The sequence below is a fragment of the Leptolyngbya sp. UWPOB_LEPTO1 genome (assembly GCF_017302695.1).
Taxonomy (GTDB): domain Bacteria; phylum Cyanobacteriota; class Cyanobacteriia; order Leptolyngbyales; family Leptolyngbyaceae; genus Leptolyngbya; species Leptolyngbya boryana.
The window spans coordinates 193,055-212,656 of record NZ_JAFLCJ010000003.1 but is presented as its reverse complement, the minus strand read 5'-3'; the positions used below and the strand labels follow the sequence as shown (position 1 = coordinate 212,656).

General features: G+C 47.3%; 26 protein-coding genes and 1 tRNA gene. 19 read left to right on the top strand and 8 right to left on the bottom strand.

The window, feature by feature from the left end; all coding sequences use genetic code 11:
- Positions 1–71: 71 nt before the first annotated feature.
- From J0L70_RS06310 to J0L70_RS06290, 5 genes are all read right to left on the bottom strand, one after another.
- A complete protein-coding gene (locus tag J0L70_RS06310) occupies positions 72–560 on the bottom strand; it encodes a hypothetical protein (protein WP_287453589.1) in 489 nt (162 codons plus the stop codon).
- Between the two features lie 14 nt (positions 561–574).
- Positions 575–1,015: a hypothetical protein gene (locus tag J0L70_RS06305; protein ID WP_287453588.1), complete on the bottom strand. Its 441-nt coding sequence runs from the start codon at positions 1,013–1,015 to the stop codon at positions 575–577.
- Positions 1,016–1,065: 50 nt separating this feature from the next.
- Positions 1,066–1,443, bottom strand: a complete 378-nt coding sequence (locus J0L70_RS06300; protein WP_287453587.1) for a hypothetical protein — start codon at positions 1,441–1,443, stop codon at positions 1,066–1,068.
- A gap of 13 nt (positions 1,444–1,456) precedes the next feature.
- On the bottom strand, positions 1,457–2,116 hold the full coding sequence (locus J0L70_RS06295; RefSeq protein ID WP_287453585.1) for a hypothetical protein: 660 nt from the start codon (positions 2,114–2,116) through the stop codon (positions 1,457–1,459).
- Positions 2,117–2,412: 296 nt separating this feature from the next.
- Positions 2,413–2,763 (bottom strand): hypothetical protein, encoded by a 351-nt coding sequence (locus tag J0L70_RS06290; protein ID WP_287453584.1) that lies wholly within the window; start codon positions 2,761–2,763, stop codon positions 2,413–2,415.
- Between the two features lie 229 nt (positions 2,764–2,992).
- Here J0L70_RS06290 and J0L70_RS06285 point away from each other — a divergent pair, with 229 nt between their 5' ends.
- The 3 genes from J0L70_RS06285 to J0L70_RS06275 all read left to right on the top strand — a co-directional run bounded on the left by J0L70_RS06285 (position 2,993) and on the right by J0L70_RS06275 (position 8,389).
- Positions 2,993–3,343: a hypothetical protein gene (locus J0L70_RS06285; protein ID WP_287453583.1), complete on the top strand. Its 351-nt coding sequence runs from the start codon at positions 2,993–2,995 to the stop codon at positions 3,341–3,343.
- Positions 3,344–3,753: 410 nt separating this feature from the next.
- Positions 3,754–6,102 (top strand): type V CRISPR-associated protein Cas12k, encoded by a 2,349-nt coding sequence (gene cas12k, locus J0L70_RS06280; protein WP_287453581.1) that lies wholly within the window; start codon positions 3,754–3,756, stop codon positions 6,100–6,102.
- A gap of 1,498 nt (positions 6,103–7,600) precedes the next feature.
- A complete protein-coding gene (locus J0L70_RS06275; protein WP_287453580.1) occupies positions 7,601–8,389 on the top strand; it encodes a DUF8619 family protein in 789 nt (262 codons plus the stop codon).
- Here J0L70_RS06275 and J0L70_RS06270 read toward each other — a convergent pair.
- Positions 8,386–9,009, bottom strand: a complete 624-nt coding sequence (locus J0L70_RS06270; protein WP_017289531.1) for a precorrin-8X methylmutase — start codon at positions 9,007–9,009, stop codon at positions 8,386–8,388. The genes J0L70_RS06275 and J0L70_RS06270 overlap by 4 nt on opposite strands.
- Positions 9,010–9,075: 66 nt before the next feature.
- Here J0L70_RS06270 and J0L70_RS06265 point away from each other — a divergent pair, with 66 nt between their 5' ends.
- A complete protein-coding gene (locus J0L70_RS06265) occupies positions 9,076–10,422 on the top strand; it encodes a cytosine deaminase (RefSeq protein WP_353736614.1) in 1,347 nt (448 codons plus the stop codon).
- A 91-nt stretch (positions 10,423–10,513) separates the two neighbouring features.
- Here the strand turns inward: J0L70_RS06265 and J0L70_RS06260 are convergent.
- Positions 10,514–10,587: transfer RNA gene (locus J0L70_RS06260), tRNA-Pro, on the bottom strand.
- Between the two features lie 159 nt (positions 10,588–10,746).
- Here J0L70_RS06260 and infA point away from each other — a divergent pair.
- From infA to J0L70_RS06185, 15 genes are all read left to right on the top strand, one after another.
- Positions 10,747–10,977: a translation initiation factor IF-1 gene (gene infA / locus J0L70_RS06255; protein WP_026148794.1), complete on the top strand. Its 231-nt coding sequence runs from the start codon at positions 10,747–10,749 to the stop codon at positions 10,975–10,977.
- A gap of 82 nt (positions 10,978–11,059) precedes the next feature.
- Complete coding sequence (rpmJ, locus tag J0L70_RS06250) at positions 11,060–11,173, top strand: 50S ribosomal protein L36 (protein ID WP_071596180.1); 114 nt, start codon at positions 11,060–11,062, stop codon at positions 11,171–11,173.
- A gap of 96 nt (positions 11,174–11,269) precedes the next feature.
- A complete protein-coding gene (rpsM, locus tag J0L70_RS06245) occupies positions 11,270–11,653 on the top strand; it encodes a 30S ribosomal protein S13 (protein WP_017289528.1) in 384 nt (127 codons plus the stop codon).
- A gap of 78 nt (positions 11,654–11,731) precedes the next feature.
- On the top strand, positions 11,732–12,127 hold the full coding sequence (gene rpsK / locus J0L70_RS06240; RefSeq protein WP_017289527.1) for a 30S ribosomal protein S11: 396 nt from the start codon (positions 11,732–11,734) through the stop codon (positions 12,125–12,127).
- Positions 12,072–13,154 (top strand): DNA-directed RNA polymerase subunit alpha, encoded by a 1,083-nt coding sequence (locus J0L70_RS06235; protein WP_316428064.1) that lies wholly within the window; start codon positions 12,072–12,074, stop codon positions 13,152–13,154. Before rpsK ends, J0L70_RS06235 begins: the two co-directional genes overlap by 56 nt.
- Before the next feature lie 8 nt (positions 13,155–13,162).
- Positions 13,163–13,513 (top strand): 50S ribosomal protein L17, encoded by a 351-nt coding sequence (gene rplQ / locus J0L70_RS06230; RefSeq protein ID WP_017289525.1) that lies wholly within the window; start codon positions 13,163–13,165, stop codon positions 13,511–13,513.
- A gap of 1 nt (position 13,514) precedes the next feature.
- A complete protein-coding gene (gene truA / locus J0L70_RS06225; protein WP_287453579.1) occupies positions 13,515–14,357 on the top strand; it encodes a tRNA pseudouridine(38-40) synthase TruA in 843 nt (280 codons plus the stop codon).
- 14 nt (positions 14,358–14,371) lie between these two features.
- A complete protein-coding gene (gene rplM, locus J0L70_RS06220; protein WP_017289523.1) occupies positions 14,372–14,827 on the top strand; it encodes a 50S ribosomal protein L13 in 456 nt (151 codons plus the stop codon).
- Positions 14,828–14,830: 3 nt separating this feature from the next.
- Positions 14,831–15,238, top strand: coding sequence for a 30S ribosomal protein S9 (gene rpsI / locus J0L70_RS06215; protein ID WP_017289522.1), 408 nt, complete (start codon positions 14,831–14,833; stop codon positions 15,236–15,238).
- Positions 15,239–15,277: 39 nt separating this feature from the next.
- Positions 15,278–15,496, top strand: coding sequence for a 50S ribosomal protein L31 (rpmE, locus tag J0L70_RS06210; RefSeq protein WP_017289521.1), 219 nt, complete (start codon positions 15,278–15,280; stop codon positions 15,494–15,496).
- A gap of 92 nt (positions 15,497–15,588) precedes the next feature.
- Entirely contained in the window at positions 15,589–16,704 is a 1,116-nt protein-coding gene (gene prfA / locus J0L70_RS06205) for a peptide chain release factor 1 (RefSeq protein ID WP_287453577.1), read from the top strand.
- A gap of 45 nt (positions 16,705–16,749) precedes the next feature.
- Entirely contained in the window at positions 16,750–16,959 is a 210-nt protein-coding gene (locus J0L70_RS06200; protein ID WP_268181675.1) for a hypothetical protein, read from the top strand.
- A gap of 439 nt (positions 16,960–17,398) precedes the next feature.
- Complete coding sequence (locus J0L70_RS06195; RefSeq protein WP_268181677.1) at positions 17,399–18,019, top strand: Uma2 family endonuclease; 621 nt, start codon at positions 17,399–17,401, stop codon at positions 18,017–18,019.
- Positions 18,020–18,184: 165 nt separating this feature from the next.
- A complete protein-coding gene (locus J0L70_RS06190) occupies positions 18,185–18,457 on the top strand; it encodes a hypothetical protein (protein ID WP_017289516.1) in 273 nt (90 codons plus the stop codon).
- Positions 18,458–18,459: 2 nt separating this feature from the next.
- Positions 18,460–18,852, top strand: a complete 393-nt coding sequence (locus J0L70_RS06185; protein ID WP_190647609.1) for a toxin-antitoxin system TumE family protein — start codon at positions 18,460–18,462, stop codon at positions 18,850–18,852.
- 27 nt (positions 18,853–18,879) lie between these two features.
- Here J0L70_RS06185 and J0L70_RS06180 read toward each other — a convergent pair whose 3' ends face one another.
- On the bottom strand, positions 18,880–19,473 hold the full coding sequence (locus J0L70_RS06180) for a PIN domain-containing protein (protein ID WP_268181681.1): 594 nt from the start codon (positions 19,471–19,473) through the stop codon (positions 18,880–18,882).
- Positions 19,474–19,602: the final 129 nt, after the last annotated feature.

The following is a 19,602-nucleotide window of genomic DNA, read 5'->3' as shown; positions in this document are numbered from 1 at the left end:
AAGGAACAATCGTACATTTGTATTATATCTTCGATGCTAGGTCAACCGTAACGGAGCAAGAGGCTGAGTGACTAATCCCACCACGCCCAGACAATCGGAGCGGGACGACCCGTTCCCATCAAGTGTTCGGCTTGCGCTAACGTGTAGTGCCCCACTTCGCACCCCCAGTCCTCTGCCATCCCAAGCAGTGGGTCAACACTCACTTCGGATTGTGCCAGGATGTACAGCGTGTCCAAGTTCCAGTGTTGTTCTAAGTCCCGTAGTGGCAGTAAGCCGCAGGTGGGCAGTCCGTCTCGATCTCCTCGTAAAAATGGTCGTCCCATCAGGAACGATCTCCATAAGGCGCGATGCGTTTCGAGGTCGCGCAAGACTTGGGCTGCATCAAACCGCCCCGGACTAGCATCGATGAGTTGAGCGGGCACGTATCCGTGAGCCGAAGGCAACGCGAGTTCTTGAGCAGTGCATTCACCAATCAGTTTCGTTGGGTCTAACATTTCTGCAAATATTAGGTGAGTAGGTTGTCCAGCAATCTGACAGTCATTCAATCGATTCGTCCACATCCAGCTTGCTAGAGCTATTCGGAATTAAGGGTTTGCACTCCCCATGTCCAAGTTGCTCGTAACTGACCTGAGGAAAGCTCGATCTTTCCAGCAGGGACAAATCGATCATAAAACGCTTGGCGTAACCCACGGGAAATGATGCCTTCAACCCGAATGCCACAGATCGCGACAGCTTGCTCCCACACTGGAGAAGCCACATAGCCCTCGAAGTAGCATCTCAATGTCCTTAACGCGGGAGATCGTGCAAACGCAACTAGATTTTGCGGGGCGACCCACAAAACTTTTGGGTCGTTTTCAATAAATGCCTCAGCAATCAACTGCTCTAATTGCTGGACTTGGAGTTGGTCAAAGGTGGCTCGACGCTTGACTCCTTCCTGTCCTGACCAATCGAGCGGTTCGCCAAAAATTAACGTGTCGCGGGTCTTGCTATCTAAATTCAACCTCGGTTCTCTCATCGCTTTAGACTCCTCATTTTGTCGTGCAGGGTGTCATGGTTTACTTTCGGCTACTCCTTGTCCAGGCTGATTCCAGCATTGTGGTTTTGCTCAGAATCTGGTCTGCTCTCCAGTTGATAAAGTTGAATTAACAGCGTGTCAAATCGACCTTCGTGATAGAGCGATCGCAAATCGTAAAAGTACTCCAGCGCTTCCGGTGTCGCAGCGAGTTCTCCAATCAAAAAGCTCGTTTCCAGCACTTGTAGATGTGCCTCACACGCCAGCTTATGTTCGTGGGCAACGAGATCGAGCAACCTGCTTTGAATCTTCAGGGCTAAATCAAAGCTGAACCAACTTTGTTCTAGACACCAGCGATTGAGAGCAAGCCCGCGACCCCAGAAGCGGCACATCCATTGGCAACGTTGGTTGGGTAAGGTTAAGCGCCGCATCCTGATGACCTCCTTAAAGTTCAAAGCCTTCATTGATTGCGGTGATTCGATCGAGGCTGAAGAGCCGAGCCACAAACAGCACCACACACGCCAGTTCTTGAGCCACGACCTGGTAGAGGCGAGCAATTCCAGGGTCGTCAGGCTCAGTCCGTGGAAATTGGGACTGGATCTGGTCAAGGATTGCGGTAATCTGGCACTGCTGCCGCAGTGGTTCGGTAGAAACGTGAATAAGCTGCTGCCAATCGTTGATCGCAACTTGCAACTGGACGACTGCACCCCCATCGGTTCCATCTGGGTTGTCGCGTTGCAGATTCTCAATGTCGCGCAGATGTAGTGCGATCGAGGTCGAGGGCAGTAGCCAGAAGGTTGGACTGGGTGCCACAAGTAGCGGGTCGGAACTGCTGAGATCGCTTGCCCCGGATTCTACTAGAAAGTCGATAAATGCGGCAAACTGCGGGGTTTTAAGCACCGCTCTAGCATCAGCCTCGAAGTGAGGACGCATCTGATCGAGACAGTGCTGTTGCGCCTGAAGTAACTCGATCTCTGTCCGCTCGATACTCAGGCGTTTGGTTTCGATCTCTTGACGCAATCGTGCCAGTTGCTCAGTCACGCCGCTCGTTCTCTGTTGGGCGTAGGCATCGTAAGTGGAAAGTAAATCGCTGAGAGTCAACATGAGTGGGCAATCCATCCTTAAGCACTTTCTCGGTTCGACGGGAAATGAGCGAGTTCACCATTCAGTTCTGTAGGAGGTGAGTGAGTAATCAAGATAAAGCCGTGAAGTTAAACAGTTTTGGGCAATGGTTGCTAAATACAAAATCGGCGTTACTAAAAGTGCGATCGAGAACTCTCACTGAATTCAGTGCAGTTTTGATCTCTAAAACCTGTGTACTATCGTTATGCTGTAGCTTAAAGAGTGGATTAAACAAATTCAAGGCTTTTTGCGACGACTTACTCAGACATCATGATTTTTTATTCATGCAAGGAGTCGTATGGGACAGTGATCACACCCGTCTGATGAAGGCGTTGAAACTGATTAAGCAAATCAACTTGCCGGAGTAGATACAGAACTGCTTTGGGGCGACGCTGAAAATTCGGTCCCCAATTCTCGATCGTGCCCGGACTCAGTTTGGTTGCCTGAGCCAGCGCTCGAACACAGGCTTTTCGGTAACTTTGTGCTGGGTCGATCGTGACCCATCGTTCACAGTACTGCGAGGGTTCCAGCGGGCATTGACGCAACACTGAGATCGTCGTTAGCACTGATAAATTTTGTTTCACCATGCCATTGCCATCACACCACACTTCAGTTGAATGCAACAACAAGACCGAAATCGCAGCAGGTTCCGCAGTCTTCGCTGATCAGACTGCGCCCGTTCTACGATAGTCTAGTCGTCTCAAGTGATTCAACCAACACCAGAGGTCAAGCTAGTACCGGGGACCAATCCATTCCTAGCTTGACGGATTTTGAGACTATATAGCCTCTAAAAGCAATTTTAAGCCATTGAGTCGCTATATAGCCTCTAACTTGTCATATAGTGTGAGTAAGAGGTTCATGCCTAAAAAAGGGCAGAAAAAATTGCGCGGACAGCCAGAACTGTACGATGAGGTGAAAGGGCAGGTGAATTTATCGCTGACCAGCACCAGTGTGCAAGGACTTGATGAGCAGGCGGCAGCGATTGGGCTGTCGCGCTCGGAGTTTGTGGAGCAGATTGGGCGACGGCTCTTATCTGTGATTTCTGATGCGGATAAGCAAGTACTCTGTGAAGCACTTCAGCATTTGATTGAGAAGGCTGAGGCAGAATTATCAGATCGATCGCAGGAGTCCTTAACGACAAATTCTGGAGCGGAAACAGTTCAACAGCAAATTGAGCAGTGGAGACAGATGTTAGCCAAACTTTTGTAGGGAAGGCATCTACAAGGGGATATCGCAATGTTGAGAAGCTGATATTTCAGTGCTTAGTGCGCTTATTTTAAGATTTCCTGACAAGATTATCCGCTGCTCAAATTCGATGCGCGATCGCAATGAGTACAGAATTATACTCGTCTAGCTTCGATCGCTAGCTTCAAGTAAAAAGGGAAAAAGAGATTATTTAAGACTAAGGGAAAAAGCACTATTCAGTAGTAAAAATTTGGGTGTATCCAAGTTCCAGACTTCGTGCCGTCTTCTTTAAACCAACGCTATCAATCTAAGTCGAATTTATGGCTTCTTAAATCCTATATATCTTCTGAACTCCTGTAGGATAGGCATTAAAGCTAAGACTAACCACTCGACTTTCGCATCTTTACTACCCTAACCTGTGGAGAGACAGACAAGTGGAGAAGAAACTACTGCGAACGATTCACGCATCGCTGAAAGCCCCTGAAAGCGTTCTCGAAATCCTTTGGAAGTACAGCGTAGCCTACACGCTATTAATCAACAAATTGTTTCAACAGATTCCCCAAGAGCCTGATTTTCCAGAGTGGCAAGCGAAGGGTGCAGTAGAGCAAGCTGCCGTTGATCGCCTGATTGCACCCTGGAAAAAGCAGGAGCCGTTTGCAGGTATGCCTCAGCGCTGGTACGCCTCAGCAGGACATCTGGTTACAGACTGCTACAAAGCTTGGTTTGCTCAGCACAGCAAGACCATCTGGTCGCTCAAAGGAAATCAAAGATGGCTTGCTGCTTTGCTGCTTTATTCAGAGTATATGCAGCTTCATAAGTTTAGCGAATCCCAACTCTTGAACACTGCACAGCAAGTCTTGAACGCAGTGCGTCAAGAGGTTTTGGCGGCAGTTGAATCCCGACCTGGAACAGACCCAAAACGTTACCTGTTCAACATCCTCTTGAAACACCATGAAAAAGCATCTAATGCGCTGACACAGTGCGCGATCGTCTACTTGGTTCAGCGCCAATATGTAGTAGGCGAACCGATGTTAGAGCCAGACGAACTTCAAACAGCGATCGCAATTAAGCAAAAAGAAATTGAGAACTTAGAACAGCAGCTAAAAGCCCGGTATCCAAGAGGGCGCGACCCATTGGGAGATCGGTTTGAAGCAGAAATTGATGCTGCGATCTCAGGTCCAGTTCTGAGCGGAGGTCCAGAGGCACATCAAGCAGATCTAGAACGCTGGTGGATTCGACGGCAAATTGATCCGAGGCTCAAAACACCTGATTTGCAGTTTGAAGGCGATGCAGAAGTCGATCAAAGAGAGTTGGAAAAATGGAGTAAGCAGCAGCAAATTCGGTTGTTTGAGGAAACGCCGTATCCCCTGATGTTTCGCACAGGAACCGATTTGCATTGGTCAAAGGAACCCATCGTTCGGCAAGCACAATCCGTCGGAACTTCACAAAGCGAATCGAGACCGGAACCTGTTCCTTCCACTCGATCGAAAAAGCGTCGTAGCAAACGCCAGAAGCGTCGCAGAGTGCCTCAAGAGCGTATTTGTGTCTCATTTCACTCAATGCTGAAATATCAATTTCAACTGTTTTGCGGACATCGGCAATTGGGTGACTTCAAGCAGATCGCGGACGACTACTGTACAAGAGCAACGTTGGAAGATCAGAAGTTTGATGCTGCATGTCTACTCCTGCGATCAGCTACGCTCGTTTGGGAAAAAGATGAATCGCTAGAGCGTCAGCATAAAAAGAGAGTCAAACGGCAATCAAACGGCGACGGCTCTGATGAGTTAATTCCACCGTGGTTGACTCATCGTTTGTCGTTGCACTGCGTGATCGATGATGAATTGAAGACAGTCGAAGGGGTTGAAAACGTTCTACAAAAAAAGATTAAACCAACCATCAAAACGTTGAAAACCCTGAAGAAAAAACGAAGAGAACTGCTGACTGTGACAGAAAGCGAGGCACACTCAAAATCAGCAGAAGACGACGTTCAATCGCGATCGTCAAAAGCGCCGAAGACCGCTCAAAAGAAGGGACAGAGAGCGCCATCAAAGACAGAAGAAAAGACCATCGAGCAGCAGATCAAAGATCAGCAGTCAAGAATCGCGGCGACAAAAACAACGTTGCGATACCTTCATCAACTTCCTCCCAATCGCCCGCATAAACTGACGCATCAGAGACAAGATCATCTCTCGATGGGAATTAGCTTCGGACGCAAAGATCCGATCGCACTCGTGGTCATTGATAGTCAGAACGATTCAGTCGTGCTGGAGTGTTCGACCGAGACTCTCCTCAATATTGCAAATAAAGACAGTACGTATCGACAAGTAATCCAGCTGCACAAGCAGCATCAAGCGATCGTCAAAAAGCGTTCTCAACGTCAGAAACGACAGCGCTACGAAGAGCATTCTTCAGAAGCAAATGCTAGAGAGTACACAGCACGGGTGATTGCTTCCGCAATCGTTGAAGTCGCGATCGAACTTCAGGTTGGTCTGATCGTTTTGCCTAACTTAGAAGGGATTCGTGAACGGGTGGAAGCAATGATTCGTGTGGAGGCTGAAATGGCTCACCCTCACCATGTTGAAGCACAGAATCAGTACTGTAAAGATATCCGAGAGAGTTACCATCGCTGGAACTACGGTCAGCTTGCTACCGCGATCCAGCGTCGAGCAGCAAAATCCGAGTTTCCAATTCGCTTTGTGTTTCAGCCTGTTGCTGAATCGTTGCTGGCGATCGCAGCTTTAATGGCAAGATCAACCAAGCAGAACGAGGAACAGTCTGCCTGATTTGTAGAGGATACACATCCCTAAACAGAACCAAGAAAACTACATACAGCTTGCCAAACTTGGTGTTTTCGTGGTAGACAAAAATTGGGTTGTTTTTGTGCTTTCCGTCCCTGTACGTCGCTTGTCATTCATCCGAGGTTCATTTGATCACAAATGGATTAGATGCCCATCTCACGTCGGAAGAATCCTGCCAAGGAGCTTTGACTACCTTGGTACGGGGGTATACTGACCTGCGGCTCAAAACGCGCCATATGGCTTGAGCCTATCTCTACATCATATCTGACAAACCGAAGCGGGAGCAAAATTCCTGAGAGGTTTGCCAAAGCGATTGAACTGCTGATGAAGCGTTCGATCTCTCTGATTCTACCGATTGAAAATCTTTGTGATTCTGGGCAATTTCAGCCGAAGTTTAATGAATCGATCAAGGTTTGGCAAAACGCAAGCGGAATCGCAAGTGATGTCAGGGATTGAGCATGCCAGGGGTTCTGTGGAAATCCTAGTTATGCACAGGCTGAAAGACTGCTGCTGCGATTGGATTGAGTTCTGGGTTGACGTTTCCGTGGAAATCCTAGTTATGCACAGGCTGAAAGACGGAGAGCTAAACCACTTACCGATCTCGGCATTGTTTCCGTGGAAATCTTAGTTATGCACAGGCTGAAAGGCACTGATACTATATGGGCAACTTGGGCAATGTTGGTTTCCGTGAAAATCTTGATTATGCACAGGCTGAAAGATCGGCTTGATGGAAGTAGAATGTTGCAAGTTTCCGGCGCAATCTTAGTTGTGATCATGCTGAGGAATGGTTTTTGAGATAGGTTGAAAGGACTGCCTGACCCTGGGAACTACGAGTTTGGCATTTACCAAGGTAACGGTTAAGTAGACCGTTTTAGTTCACGAGGTTTTGAGCAAGTAGATGGTTAAAAATTTGCAAGTCGTTTGCAAACCTGCTTGAAAAAGACGCAGAAAAGCGTGAAATCTTCTTGAGTTATTACTTTTGACAAATAATATGGTGAATTGCAAGGCGATTCAATTTTCGGAAAAAATCGCTTTAAAACTGTTCCGAAAATCTAAGTAGCTAACCTTGAGTCTGAAATGTACCAAATTCGTCATTTTGGAAAAAATTGCTTTAAAGCTGGAAAAAATCGCTTTAATGGACAAATTTAAACAAAAAATTGCCTGACTCTTAAAAGCCCCCAGAGTCAGGCAGTCTACCTGTAAGGCACGCCTTTAACCGGATACACCAAACAAACTTAGTTGCCCCCTAGTTGCTTAGCTTTTCCGAGTGCGTTCCTCAGATTTGAATCTATTCTCAGTGACAAGCAGGTCGAATCCCCTCGCAAAAAGTACCGATTTTTATCTCAGACTAAAGTCGAATATCCAGACGGTTCCGTAAATTTTCCCTGCACACTTCACTTAAAATCAATTCAACCAAAGTCTAAGTCGGCGAAGTCCAGATAGACCGGATAAAATTGAAAATATTTCGATTTTTGTGTCCACTATGCTAGTCCCTCTAAGTCGCAAAAAGTTTGAAGACCTGATTCCATTAGTCGGAACTGGCGCACAGTACAAATATTATTGGGGAAAGCTTTCTGACGTTCTGAGACGGGTTCTGATCTCGATTTCTGCGGTAGCAGGAGCCTTGCTGATTCGCGCCTTCTTTGCAACCGGGGAATTGCAGGATGTAGTGCAGGCAGTCACGTTTTTTCTGATTATCCTGGCGCTGGTTTATTGGTTGTGGAGTCCTGCTATTCAGGCGGCAGTTCGGAATGCAGGTTATCGCCGATATAAATATGCAGGGTTCTTGCGCGGCGAAGTTCTGGATGTGTTCGTGACCGATGAACTCGTCGGGACAGAAGAAAGCGTGAATAACCGAGGAGAATTAGTTGTCACTGAGAATCGGGAACGGCGAATCAATGTCGTCGTAGGAGATGAAACAGGGTTTGAGACTCGGATTCAAGTCCCTCTGAAACGAGAACATCAGGCAATCCGGGTTGGAGATACGGCTGAAATGTTGGCACTTTCGGATCGTCCTGATTTAGGGCGGATTGCTAAAGTGAGTGATATTTTCGTGAGCCGAGTCGGAGTTTGGGTGAGCGATTATCCTTATCTACGACGGGACGAATTTGAGGCGGTCAGTCGGCAAATTAATACGATCGAGCCTGAAGATGATTACCGTGAACCGCCGCGATCGAAACGGAATGAGCGGCGTTGGGACGAAGAATATGACGAGCCTCGTCCTAGAAAACGCATTCCTAAATCCAATCGGCGATCGTCCGATTGGGATTAAACTGCATTGTCCCCACCGTAAGCTTGCCATGCCAGATCTACTAGACTGTTGACGATCGCGGCTGCAACCACTGCATTGCCTTTTCTTCCTTGGGTACAAATGTTTGGAACTAAGGCATTACTCAATCTGGCTTTCGCGGCTTCAATATCGAGAAACCCAGAAGGCGTGGCAATCACAAGGGTAGGTTTGATTTCTTCTTTCTGAATTAACGCAGCCAGTGTAATCAGAGCCGTCTGAGATTGCCCAACGACAAAAATACCTTCTGGGTAACGTCTAGCAAGCGTTTCGATCCCCCAAGCAGCGCGGGTTTTCTCTTTTTGGGGACGGGTGATCGCTTCCATACTGCAGTAGATGGGATTAGCGAACGTATTTTGGATATTCGTATTAATGCCAACCTGCACCATTGGCACATCAACAATAATAGTCGTGCGCGCAGCAAGGGCAGCCGCACCAGACTGCAAGGCAAGATCAGAGAAGTGAATCAGGGATTTGTAGTCGAAATCAGCCGTTGCATAGATAACCCGTCGGACAATTTCGTATTCAGCAGGAGAAAGCATGTGATCGCCAACTTCTCGATCGATCAGGGCTAAACTCTGCGCGTCTGTGGGATGCCACTCCATAAGTATGTCGCTTTTAATACATTAACTTTCGAGCTTTTTCAGTGTACTCGGATTTCGATAATTTGCATGGCAGAATCATCTATAGCGAAATTCCCCAAACTTATGATTTTTGATGCGCATCACTACTGGATCAGAAATGCTCATGTGCCCGCTTCCCTGGTGGTGAATGGGAATAAATGGGCAACCCGTAAGCCACCCACCGATCATTTGCTGCATGTCGATCTAGAAATTGTTGAGGGTGTAATTAGCGCGATTTTGGCAGCAGGAACTTATCAGAATTATGTCTATCCGTCGATCGATTTACAGGGGGGAATGATTTGGGCGTGTTTTGCAGATTTACATACGCATTTAGATAAAGGTCACATCTGGAATCGCGCTCCAAATCCGGATGGAACCTTTGAAAGTGCGCTGAATACAGTTAGAGTAGATGCTCAGAAAAATTGGAATCCAGATGATATTTATCGTCGAATGGAGTTTGGTCTGAAATGTAGTTATGCTCATGGAACAAAAGCGATTCGGACGCATTTAGATTCAGCCGGAAAACTCGGTGAGATGAGCTTTGAGATATTTCGAGCATTGAGAGATCAATGGGCGGATCGAATTATTTTACAGGCGGTTTGTCTTGTCTCTTTGGATTATTTTCTAACACCTGAAGGAGAGAAATTAGCTGATCTAGTTGCAGAGTCAGATGGAATTTTAGGTGGCGTTTCATTTATTAATCCTGACATTGATCAACAGATCGATCGCATTTTTTCAATGGCGAAAGATCGCAAACTCAATCTGGATTTCCATGTAGATGAAAATAATGATCCCGACTCGAATACTTTGCGACGAATCGCTGAAGCCGCGATTCGACATCGATACCGCAATAAAACAGTCTGTGGACATTGTTGTAGTCTGGCAGTCCAAGATGCAGCAGAAGCAGAAACCACGATCGCTTTAGTCAAAAAAGCTGGAATCGGTGTCGTGAGCCTGCCCATGTGCAATCTATACTTGCAAGACCGCACCCCTAATCGAACTCCCCGCTGGCGCGGTGTGACGCTTCTGCACGAATTGAAACAAGCAAAGGTTCCAGTGGCGATCGCATCAGACAATTGCCGGGATCCCTTCCATGCCTATGGCGATCATGATGCATTAGAAGTGTTCAGCCAATCGGTAAAGATTGCTCAACTCGATCGTCCCTTTGGGGATTGGGCAAATGCCATTACCTCTACCCCGGCGGATTTAATGGGATTGCCGAATGTCGGGCGGATTGGGGTTGGACTCCCCGCAGATTTGGTGCTATTCAAAGCTCGAAATTATGGAGAACTGTTATCGCGATCGCAGCACGATCGCATTGTTTTGCGGAATGGAAAAGCGATCGACACCACCTTGCCTAGCTATGCAGAATTAGACGATTTGGCTAAACCGTAAGAAGCCGCAACCAAAGCAAGACTAAATTCTCTAACTCGCGAGTCAACAGCAGAATCCGTCAGATTAGAACTCTTGCCTATCTCTTTATAAATCGGGATGATAGGATTTGAACCTACGACCCCCTCGTCCCGAACGAGGTGCGCTACCAAGCTGCGCTACATCCCGCGATGCGTTTCTTACTATAAAGCAAAACTTTGTTAAAGTCGAGCCAATTCCTTAAAAAATTTCCCGATCTAACCGCAGAAATGCCGAAAATTAATTAAATGATCTACACTCAAATAGGGTAAAATTTGACCCCGACTATCTTTTGGAGGAAAGCACCGCTTGTCTAAACAAGACTTGATTGAAATGGAAGGGACTGTCGTCGATTCACTACCGAACGCAATGTTTCGCGTAGACCTCGACAATGGATTCAACGTACTCGCACATATTTCGGGCAAAATCCGCCGCAACTACATCAAAATTCTTCCCGGCGATCGCGTCAAAGTCGAACTCACTCCGTACGACCTGACCAAAGGCAGAATTACCTATCGACTCAAAAATAAAGGGCGTTAGGATTGCGCTATAAAGATCACTTTGACAATTGTTATAAGAAATTGTTAGGATATTGTGTTTGTAATGTTGCCGAGACTTGGGCATGAAAGTACGTGCGTCAGTGAAACGAATTTGCGAAAAATGCCGCGTCATTCGTCGGAAAGGGCGCGTCATGGTGATCTGTGAAAACCCGAAGCACAAACAACGCCAGGGTTAACAAGATGCTCGTGTACGAGTCTGCCGCAGTTAGACAGTTTCTAGCTCGCTGGCAGACTTTTCGACTGTTTATCAATAACGTTCAGGAGAACTCAACGTGGCGCGGATTGCGGGCGTAGACCTCCCTCGTGACAAGCGAGTGGAAATCGGTCTTCGATATATTTACGGAATTGGACCCACCCGGTCTAAAGAGATCATCGCGAAAACAGGAGTCAATCCTGACACTCGCGTCAAAGATCTCAGCGAAGCAGATGTCGCAGCACTGCGGGAAGCAGTGGAAGGCGGCTATCAGATTGAAGGGGATTTGCGGCGATTTGAATCGATGTCAATCAAACGATTGATGGATATCGGTTGCTATCGGGGTCGGAGACATCGGATGGGCTTGCCCGTTCGCGGTCAACGCACTCGAACCAATGCACGCACCCGTCGAGGCGGTCGTCGAACTGTCGCTGGGAAGAAAAAAGCTCCCGGTAAGAAATAGCGTGATTTGCCTCCAGGTAAATTACTTGTGGGCAATGGCTTGTAGGAACGTAGCAGCTTAACTGATTGAGAATTTGACATGGCAAGACAACCGCAGCGGAAAACGGGTCCGCGCAAGGCGAAAAAGAATATTCCGAGCGGAGTCGCTCACATTCAATCGACCTTCAACAACACGATCGTGACGATCTCCGATACTCAAGGTGAAGTTATCTCCTGGGCATCGGCTGGATCGAGTGGTTTCAAAGGTGCAAAGAAGGGAACTCCCTTTGCGGCACAAACCGCTGCCGAAGCAGCCGCTCGTCGTGCGATCGACCAAGGAATGCGTCAGCTTGAAGTGATGGTCAGTGGACCGGGTGCTGGACGGGAAACCGCGATCCGTGCACTTCAAGGAACAGGGCTAGAAATTACCCTGATCCGGGATGTCACTCCCATTCCTCACAACGGTTGCCGTCCGCCGAAACGCCGTCGCGTTTAATAAAACGACGATCGCGCAGATTGCTGCTTATAATGGGCAGCACAAAACGGTATGGATGTCATCAGCAAGGAAGAAGGAGGGCTACTCCGTGGCACAGTTTCAGGTTGAATGTATTGATACGAGTACTGAGGAAGACCAAAGTCAGTACAGCAAGTTCGTATTAGAACCGCTAGAGCGAGGACAAGGAACCACCGTTGGCAACGCATTGCGGCGGGTGTTACTGTCGAACTTAGAAGGCGCTGCCGTGACTGCTGTGAGAATTGCAGGCGTGACCCATGAATTCGCAACGATTCCAGGCGTTCGAGAAGACGTTTTGGACATCTTGCTGAACATGAAAAAGCTCGTCTTTAGAACTTACTCGTCTCAGCCTCAGATTGGTCGGCTCTTAGTTCAAGGTCAGTCCACCGTGACGGCTGAAAACTTTGACCTGCCTTCAGAAGTTGAGCTGGTTGACCCGACTCAGTACATTGCAACCCTATCTCCTAACGCAACGTTAGAGATGGAATTCAAAATTGAGAAAGGCAAAGGCTATCGCGGCGCTGGCAAATTCACCGATGATACTGCACTCGACTTTTTACAGATTGACTCTGTATTCATGCCGGTGCGTAAGGTGCAATACAGCGTCGAAGATGCTCGCCAAGGTGGAACGGCTGAAAAAGACCGTTTGATCATGGAAATCTGGACAAATGGCAGTTTGACTCCGCAAGAAGCGCTGAGCCAAGCCGCAAATATCCTCGTTGATCTGTTTAATCCGCTGAAAGACATCACATTCGAGCCTTCGGATGATGATGGCATGAGCGATGAGCGGATCGAAAATCAAATCCCGATCGAAGAATTGCAGCTATCAGTTCGGGCATACAACTGTCTGAAACGCGCGCAAATCAACTCGGTCGCGGACTTGCTCGACTACAGCCAAGAAGACCTGCTCGAAATCAAAAATTTTGGAGCCAAGTCTGCCGAGGAAGTCGTCGAAGCCTTACAACAACGGTTGGGGATCACCCTGCCGCAAGAAAAATCTAAATCCTAAGAGTAGCTATGCGTCACGGTTGTAAAGTCCCCTTGTTGGGAAAACCTGCGGATCAGCGTAAAGCACTCCTCCGAGCGCTGACCACTGAACTCATCCGCAACGGTCGAATCAAAACGACCAAGATTCGCGCTCAAGCAGTGCGATCGGAAGCTGAAAAGATGATCACTTTGGCAAAAGACGGTTCGCTTGCGGCACGTCGTCAGGCAATGGGATACATCTACGACAAGCAGCTCGTTCATGCCTTGTTCGAGAATGCTCCTGAGCGTTATGCCGATCGCCAAGGCGGATATACCCGCATCTTGAGAACGGTACGTCGTCGCGGTGACAACGCTGAAATGGCAATTATCGAATTGACCTAAGATGGCACCTGCTCAGCCGTCCTTGCAGCGAATTGCCCTCCTGATTCAGTACTTGGGCACTCGATTTTATGGGTGGCAGCGGCAGCCGAATCATCGTAGCGTTCAAGAAGAGATCGAAACCGCGATCGCGTCTGTAGTCGGATATCCGGTGGTGATTCATGCCGCAGGGCGAACGGATACAGGCGTTCATGCAGCGGCTCAGGTGGCACATTTCGATGTGATGACGCTGATCCCAGCACACCGATGGGCAGATGTGATCAATGCTCGGCTTCCCGATGATGTTCTGATTCGGGCTTCGGCTCAGGTTCCAGCCGACTGGCACGCCCGATTCTCAGCTTCTTGGAGACGCTACCGATACACGATCTACACTGAGGCACGCCCGAACTTATTTGCTCGATCGTTGTCTTGGCACTACTACCACGCTCCGCTGGATGAGTCCAAAATGCAGCAGGCTTTAGCTCCCATGATCGGGCACCATCATATGGCAGCTTTTCAGAGAGCGAACTCTAGCCGTCCCCATGCCTGGGTAGACCTTCAATTTGCGGAATGTATTCGACAAGATTCATTTCTCTATATTGAAGTGCAGGCAAGCGGATTTCTGTATGGGATGATGCGACTGCTCGTCGGATTATTGGTAGAAGTGGGACGCGGTGATCGTTCGGTTGAGAGCTTCACTCAGTTGTGGCAAAACGAGCGACGTCATGAAGTGCGGTATGCGGCTCCCCCGCAAGGGTTGTGCCTCTTAAGAGTGGGCTATCCCGACATGCCATTTCCCCCAGAACTCTGGTTTGATGCACAGCCGAAACTGAATTTATCTCGGATGACGCTCGAACCTTCTTTGTAAACAAACTCACGGTCATGGAAAACAAAACCTACCTTCCTGCTATCGCTGAGATTCAACGCGACTGGTACGTTGTGGATGCAGCGGGTCAACGCTTGGGTCGATTAGCGACTGAAATCGCGATGGTACTTCGCGGCAAAAATAAACCGACTTACACGCCTCACTTAGACACAGGCGATTTTGTTATCGTGATCAACGCTGACAAAATTGACGTGACTGGTAAGAAACGCAGCCAAAAGCTGTATCGTCGTCACTCCGGTCGTCCGGGTGGAATGAAGACCGAATCTTTTGAAAAGCTGCAAGCTCGTTTGCCAGAGCGCATCATTGAGCAAGCGGTGAAAGGAATGCTACCGAAGAATTCCTTGGGTCGCCAGCTGTTCACCAAAATGAAAGTGTATGCAGGTGCAGAGCATCCCCATGCTGCACAGCAACCCAAAGTTTTAGACATCAAAACGATTCCGGGAGAAAAGTAATCCATGCAAGCAACTGAAGGAAGAGTGATGTATCAAGGAACGGGTCGTCGCAAATCTGCGATCGCTCGTGTCCGTCTCGTTCCCGGCGAAGGCAACATCGTCGTCAACGGCAAGCCTGGAGATCTCTATCTCCAATTCAACCAAGAGTACATCTCGGGTGCAAAAGCTCCCCTGGAAACCTTGGGCTTGGAAGCGGAATACGATATTCTCGTCAACGCTCATGGCGGTGGTTTGACTGGACAAGCAGATGCGATCCGCATGGGTGTTGCCCGGGCACTGTGCCAACTCGACCCTGAAAACCGGAAGCCGTTGAAAGTCGAAGGCTATTTGACTCGCGATCCGAGAGCGAAAGAGCGGAGAAAGTACGGCTTGCGCAAAGCTCGGAAAGCTCCTCAATACTCGAAACGCTAATTGTTACACTGTATTTGAAGCGGATTTGGAGATAAGGCAATGGCAAAACCAGGTATTCATCCGACGTGGTATCCCGAAGCAAAGGTTTACTGCAATGGTGAAGTTGTAGCGGTTGTGGGTTCGACCAAGCCTGAACTACACGTGGATGTGTGGTCTGGCAATCACCCGTTCTTCACGGGCACTCAGAAGATTATTGACACTGAGGGTCGTGTGGAGCGCTTCTTGCGGAAGTATGGCATGAGCGACGAACAGAAGTAGCGAGATTTAGGTTGATTGATGTGACGATCGCGTTTTGAGTTGCCGCGATTGTCTTTTCGCCTAAATTTTTTCTACTTTTTTCCGAGGCTACTATGGCTGAAGCATATTTGATTGACAAATTAAATTCCGTTGAGCAGACCTTTAACGAATTGACGCGGAAACTTGCTGACCCGGATATCGCCCGAGATCCGGGCGAGTTTCAGCGGGTCGCAAAATCGCGATCGGCGTTAGAGGAAACGGTCAACACCTATGAGCTTTGGCGCAAGACTGAGCAAGATTTAGCAGGCGCACGTCAGATCGTCAAAGAATCAGGCGGCGATATTGAACTGCAACAAATGGCGGCAATGGAGGCGGAAGAACTCCAAGAAAAGCTGCAAGAGTTAGAAAATCGATTGAAAATTCTGCTGCTTCCCAGTGATCCGAATGATGACAAGAACATCATGTTGGAAATTCGGGCGGGCACCGGTGGAGATGAAGCCAGCATTTGGGCTGGGGATTTGGTGAGAATGTACTCGCGGTATGCGGAGCGTCAAGGCTGGCGCATCAAAATGGCGAGTGAATCCCTAGCTGAAGGTTTGGGCGGATTCAAAGAAGCGATTATGGAAATTCAAGGCGATCGCGTCTATAGCAAATTGAAGTTTGAGGCAGGTGTTCACCGGGTGCAGCGCGTTCCGGTCACTGAAGCTTCTGGACGAGTTCATACTTCAACTGCAACCGTCGCAATTATGCCGGAAGTGGATGATGTGGAAATTCACATCGACCCGAAAGACATTGAAATGAAGACGGCACGATCCGGTGGTGCGGGTGGTCAGAACGTCAACAAAGTTGAAACTGCGGTCGATTTGATTCACAAGCCGACGGGAATTCGGGTGTTTTGTACCGAGGAGCGATCGCAGCTTCAGAACCGGGAACGCGCGATGCAAATTCTGCGAGCGAAGTTGTATGAGATCAAGTTGCGAGAGCAGCAAGATGCGATTACTTCGATGCGGCGATCGCAGGTTGGGACAGGAGAGCGATCGGAGAAGATCCGGACTTACAATTACAAAGATAACCGTGTAACTGATCATCGATTAGGGCAAAACTTCGCGTTGAACCCTGTGTTAGAAGGCGATCTCGAAGATGTGATCGAGACTTGCATCTCTCAAGATCAGCAAGAGCGATTAGAGCAATTGGCGGCTGAGAGCGGCAACGAAGCCGCTGTGAAGTAAGAGAATTGTGGACGATCGCAATAATTCCAATCGAGAAATCGAATCGTGAATAGTACACAGCAACTCTTAGCATCCTTTGAACAATTATCGGAAACAGAAAAGCAACAAGTTGCGGCAGAAATTTTGCGGCGAACAATGAATCTAGATCTGCCTCCACTCTTGGATGAAGAATTAAATTTATGTGCAGAGGCAGTATTCTTAAGCCTGGACGAATTTGAGGCTGAGAATGAGCAGCAGTACACCGAATCGCGGTGAAGTTTGGTTAGTAGATTTGGGCTATGTCGCGAAAGTGCGCCTCTGTCTTGTGATGAATATTCCGATTGAAGATATCGATTGAGCTTTAGTCAGTTTAGTCCCTCATACCACTCGCCCAAGAGGATCAAGGTTTGAAGTTGCTATTCAGGCAAAATTTTTGCGTCCGGGTGTTTTTGATGGTCAGAATCTCGTCACTGCTTCAGAAGCAAAGTTGATTAGGAAGTTGGGGGCACTTTCAAACGAGCAATTAGCGCAAGTTGAAGAAGCAGTAAAATTCTGGCTTGGTCTAGATTCTCGATACATTTTGAATTTTGAAGAGGTGATCGCTCACAAAGGAATCAGCTATGGAATGGCTATGGGGTCAGAAAAAGTGTTGTACGATCGCATTAATTCCCAATCGAGAGATCGAATCGTGAAAAGATGATCAATTGAGGTAACGATGGTTTCTGTAACGATAGCAACCGACTTTACATTTGATGATTTCATCGAGTGGTATCCGGAAAACTCGACCACTCGATATGAATTGCATGATGGTGAGATTGTTGAGATGCCAAATCCAACAGGCAAGCATTCAAAAGTTGCAGGATTTGTCTTAAGTAAGCTGATTCTAGAAATTGCTCGCTTGGGTCTACCTTACTTTATTCCTACAGAATGCGTTGTGCGATCCTCCGATGCGCGATCGGGTTACAAACCAGATGTGATTGTTTTGGATGAGAATGCGATCGCAGATGATCCTCGATGGGATAAAGAATCTGTCATTACACAGGGAAGCTCTGTTCGTCTGATCGTTGAAGTTGTCAGCACAAACTGGGCTGATGATTATGCCAGGAAACTGGAAGAATATGAGAGCCTTGGAATTGCTGAGTACTGGATTGTAGATTATCTGGGCTTAGGCGGAAAACGCTTTATCGGATCTCCGAAAATGCCAACGGTTTCGGTTTATCAATTGATTGATGGCGAGTATCAAGTCAAACAGTTTCGGGGAAGTGAGAGAATCGAGTCACCCACTTTTTCAGAATTAACTCTCACAGTTGAACAGCTTGTTCAGGCTGGAGCTTAGTATTTGACTGTATCAGGAAGTGAGTTTGAATTTTGACGATCGCGATCGCCTCGTTGAAATCGAAATTCTAAGCATCATCAATCGCATTGCTTTGACAGATTTCAACAAGATTCAGGGTAATGTATCGGCATAAAATGTTTTTTCAGGATGCCCAGGAGAGACAGCATGAATCAGAAATTAGTCGAATCACTGGCACAGATCATCCTCTCTCTGTCTGCTGAAGAGAGACAACTTCTAGAGGAATCCATTCAATCTCCAATTGCAAAAGAAGTAAAAGAAATTGGTGAACGATTGAAGAGGTTTGAGGAAACCTATCAGATGTCTTCAGAGCGGTTCTATCAAAAGTTTCAGGCTGGTGAACTTGGGGACTCGATCGACTTTTTTGAGTGGAATACTTACTACGAAATGTATCGCTCAGCGCAATTGCAAGCTTCTTAAAGATGGACTTACATCAGTACATTGCGAGTATTAAAGCAAAGTTGAATGCAAGTTCAATCATTTCGTCGATCGAAATTGTGGATGAGCGCGTGTTATTCGATCGAGGTTACTTTCGTGCAAGATTAACGCTGAGTAACGAAGATTTTCTGGAGATTGCAGAATCCTTCACGGCTCAGAGTGATCAAGTCACAACGTTAGACTATCGCTATCAGTGGATGGATAGCACAAAACAAACTCTTAGAAAGCGTTGGGATAGTGTCAAACATTTTCCAGATTTGCCTAATTTTCCGCATCATGTTCACATTGGTTCGGAATCCAACGTTGAGCCAGGACAATCTCGTAGCATCCTAGAATTGATTGAGCATGTAGAGAATGAGTTCAGCCGAGATGAGTAGATTTCATCGGGAAGAATTTATCTAATACTAAAAGTTATACGTAATCCGATTGTTTACTTCAGCGACTTTACCGTGTAGAAACATATCATTGATCACTGAATCGAGATCTTGTTGATTCACCTTATGAGGACGCATGATTGATTTAACGTATTGAGACAGAGCGTTGCGACTTCGAGGACGACACTTATCTTCAATTTTTAAGAGCTTTGTCATCACTTGCATCATTAATTTTTCCCGCTGAGAAGAACCGTTATTCTGCTGAGATAGGGCTTTGACACATTCAATTCTTCGACAGGAAATTTTGCGATTGCAGAGATATCGAATTAGCGGATCGTAACCTTTATCTTTAGAAAGTACTGTAAACGAGAGCTTAGGATTCACTTGGCTTAATTGCCCCAGATAAAAAGCGATATGAAAATCTAGAGAATTGTTGCCCTTGCCTTCGATTTTGATCCACTCGATCGCATTACCAAATGGCTGCGCTGCTTGAACAAGTTCTAGGGGCAGTTTGCTTTGAGACTGTCCGACAAAAATTTTGATCTGAAGCTCCTGTTCCTGAATGATGGATAGATCAAGGGTCTGGACGTTCTCATAATCAACTAGCAAAACTGATGTGCCCATTGTCTCAATGCTTAAAATAGTTAAAAAATAAGCTTTGTCTTATTTCTCCCCTGAATTCGTCAAAATTATCAGAGCGAATCGCGATCGCATATCACGCTCAAGTTGCAAGCCGTTTGGATTTGTGCGATC

Coding starts and splice junctions, on each gene's coding strand:
- rpmJ (WP_071596180.1), top strand. CDS start 11,060: ATGAAAGTACGTGCGTCAGTGAAACGAATTTGCGAAAAATGCCGCGTC.
- rpmE (WP_017289521.1), top strand. CDS start 15,278: ATGGCAAAACCAGGTATTCATCCGACGTGGTATCCCGAAGCAAAGGTT.
- J0L70_RS06300 (WP_287453587.1), bottom strand. CDS start 1,443: ATGCGGCGCTTAACCTTACCCAACCAACGTTGCCAATGGATGTGCCGC.
- prfA (WP_287453577.1), top strand. CDS start 15,589: ATGGCTGAAGCATATTTGATTGACAAATTAAATTCCGTTGAGCAGACC.
- rplQ (WP_017289525.1), top strand. CDS start 13,163: ATGCGTCACGGTTGTAAAGTCCCCTTGTTGGGAAAACCTGCGGATCAG.
- J0L70_RS06270 (WP_017289531.1), bottom strand. CDS start 9,009: ATGGAGTGGCATCCCACAGACGCGCAGAGTTTAGCCCTGATCGATCGA.
- J0L70_RS06190 (WP_017289516.1), top strand. CDS start 18,185: ATGAATCAGAAATTAGTCGAATCACTGGCACAGATCATCCTCTCTCTG.
- J0L70_RS06285 (WP_287453583.1), top strand. CDS start 2,993: ATGCCTAAAAAAGGGCAGAAAAAATTGCGCGGACAGCCAGAACTGTAC.
- J0L70_RS06195 (WP_268181677.1), top strand. CDS start 17,399: ATGGTTTCTGTAACGATAGCAACCGACTTTACATTTGATGATTTCATC.
- rpsI (WP_017289522.1), top strand. CDS start 14,831: ATGCAAGCAACTGAAGGAAGAGTGATGTATCAAGGAACGGGTCGTCGC.
- J0L70_RS06235 (WP_316428064.1), top strand. CDS start 12,072: ATGTCACTCCCATTCCTCACAACGGTTGCCGTCCGCCGAAACGCCGTC.
- rpsK (WP_017289527.1), top strand. CDS start 11,732: ATGGCAAGACAACCGCAGCGGAAAACGGGTCCGCGCAAGGCGAAAAAG.
- J0L70_RS06310 (WP_287453589.1), bottom strand. CDS start 560: ATGTGGACGAATCGATTGAATGACTGTCAGATTGCTGGACAACCTACT.
- J0L70_RS06305 (WP_287453588.1), bottom strand. CDS start 1,015: ATGAGAGAACCGAGGTTGAATTTAGATAGCAAGACCCGCGACACGTTA.
- J0L70_RS06185 (WP_190647609.1), top strand. CDS start 18,460: ATGGACTTACATCAGTACATTGCGAGTATTAAAGCAAAGTTGAATGCA.
- J0L70_RS06180 (WP_268181681.1), bottom strand. CDS start 19,473: ATGGGCACATCAGTTTTGCTAGTTGATTATGAGAACGTCCAGACCCTT.
- J0L70_RS06265 (WP_353736614.1), top strand. CDS start 9,076: ATGGCAGAATCATCTATAGCGAAATTCCCCAAACTTATGATTTTTGAT.
- rplM (WP_017289523.1), top strand. CDS start 14,372: ATGGAAAACAAAACCTACCTTCCTGCTATCGCTGAGATTCAACGCGAC.
- J0L70_RS06295 (WP_287453585.1), bottom strand. CDS start 2,116: ATGTTGACTCTCAGCGATTTACTTTCCACTTACGATGCCTACGCCCAA.
- truA (WP_287453579.1), top strand. CDS start 13,515: ATGGCACCTGCTCAGCCGTCCTTGCAGCGAATTGCCCTCCTGATTCAG.
- J0L70_RS06275 (WP_287453580.1), top strand. CDS start 7,601: ATGCTAGTCCCTCTAAGTCGCAAAAAGTTTGAAGACCTGATTCCATTA.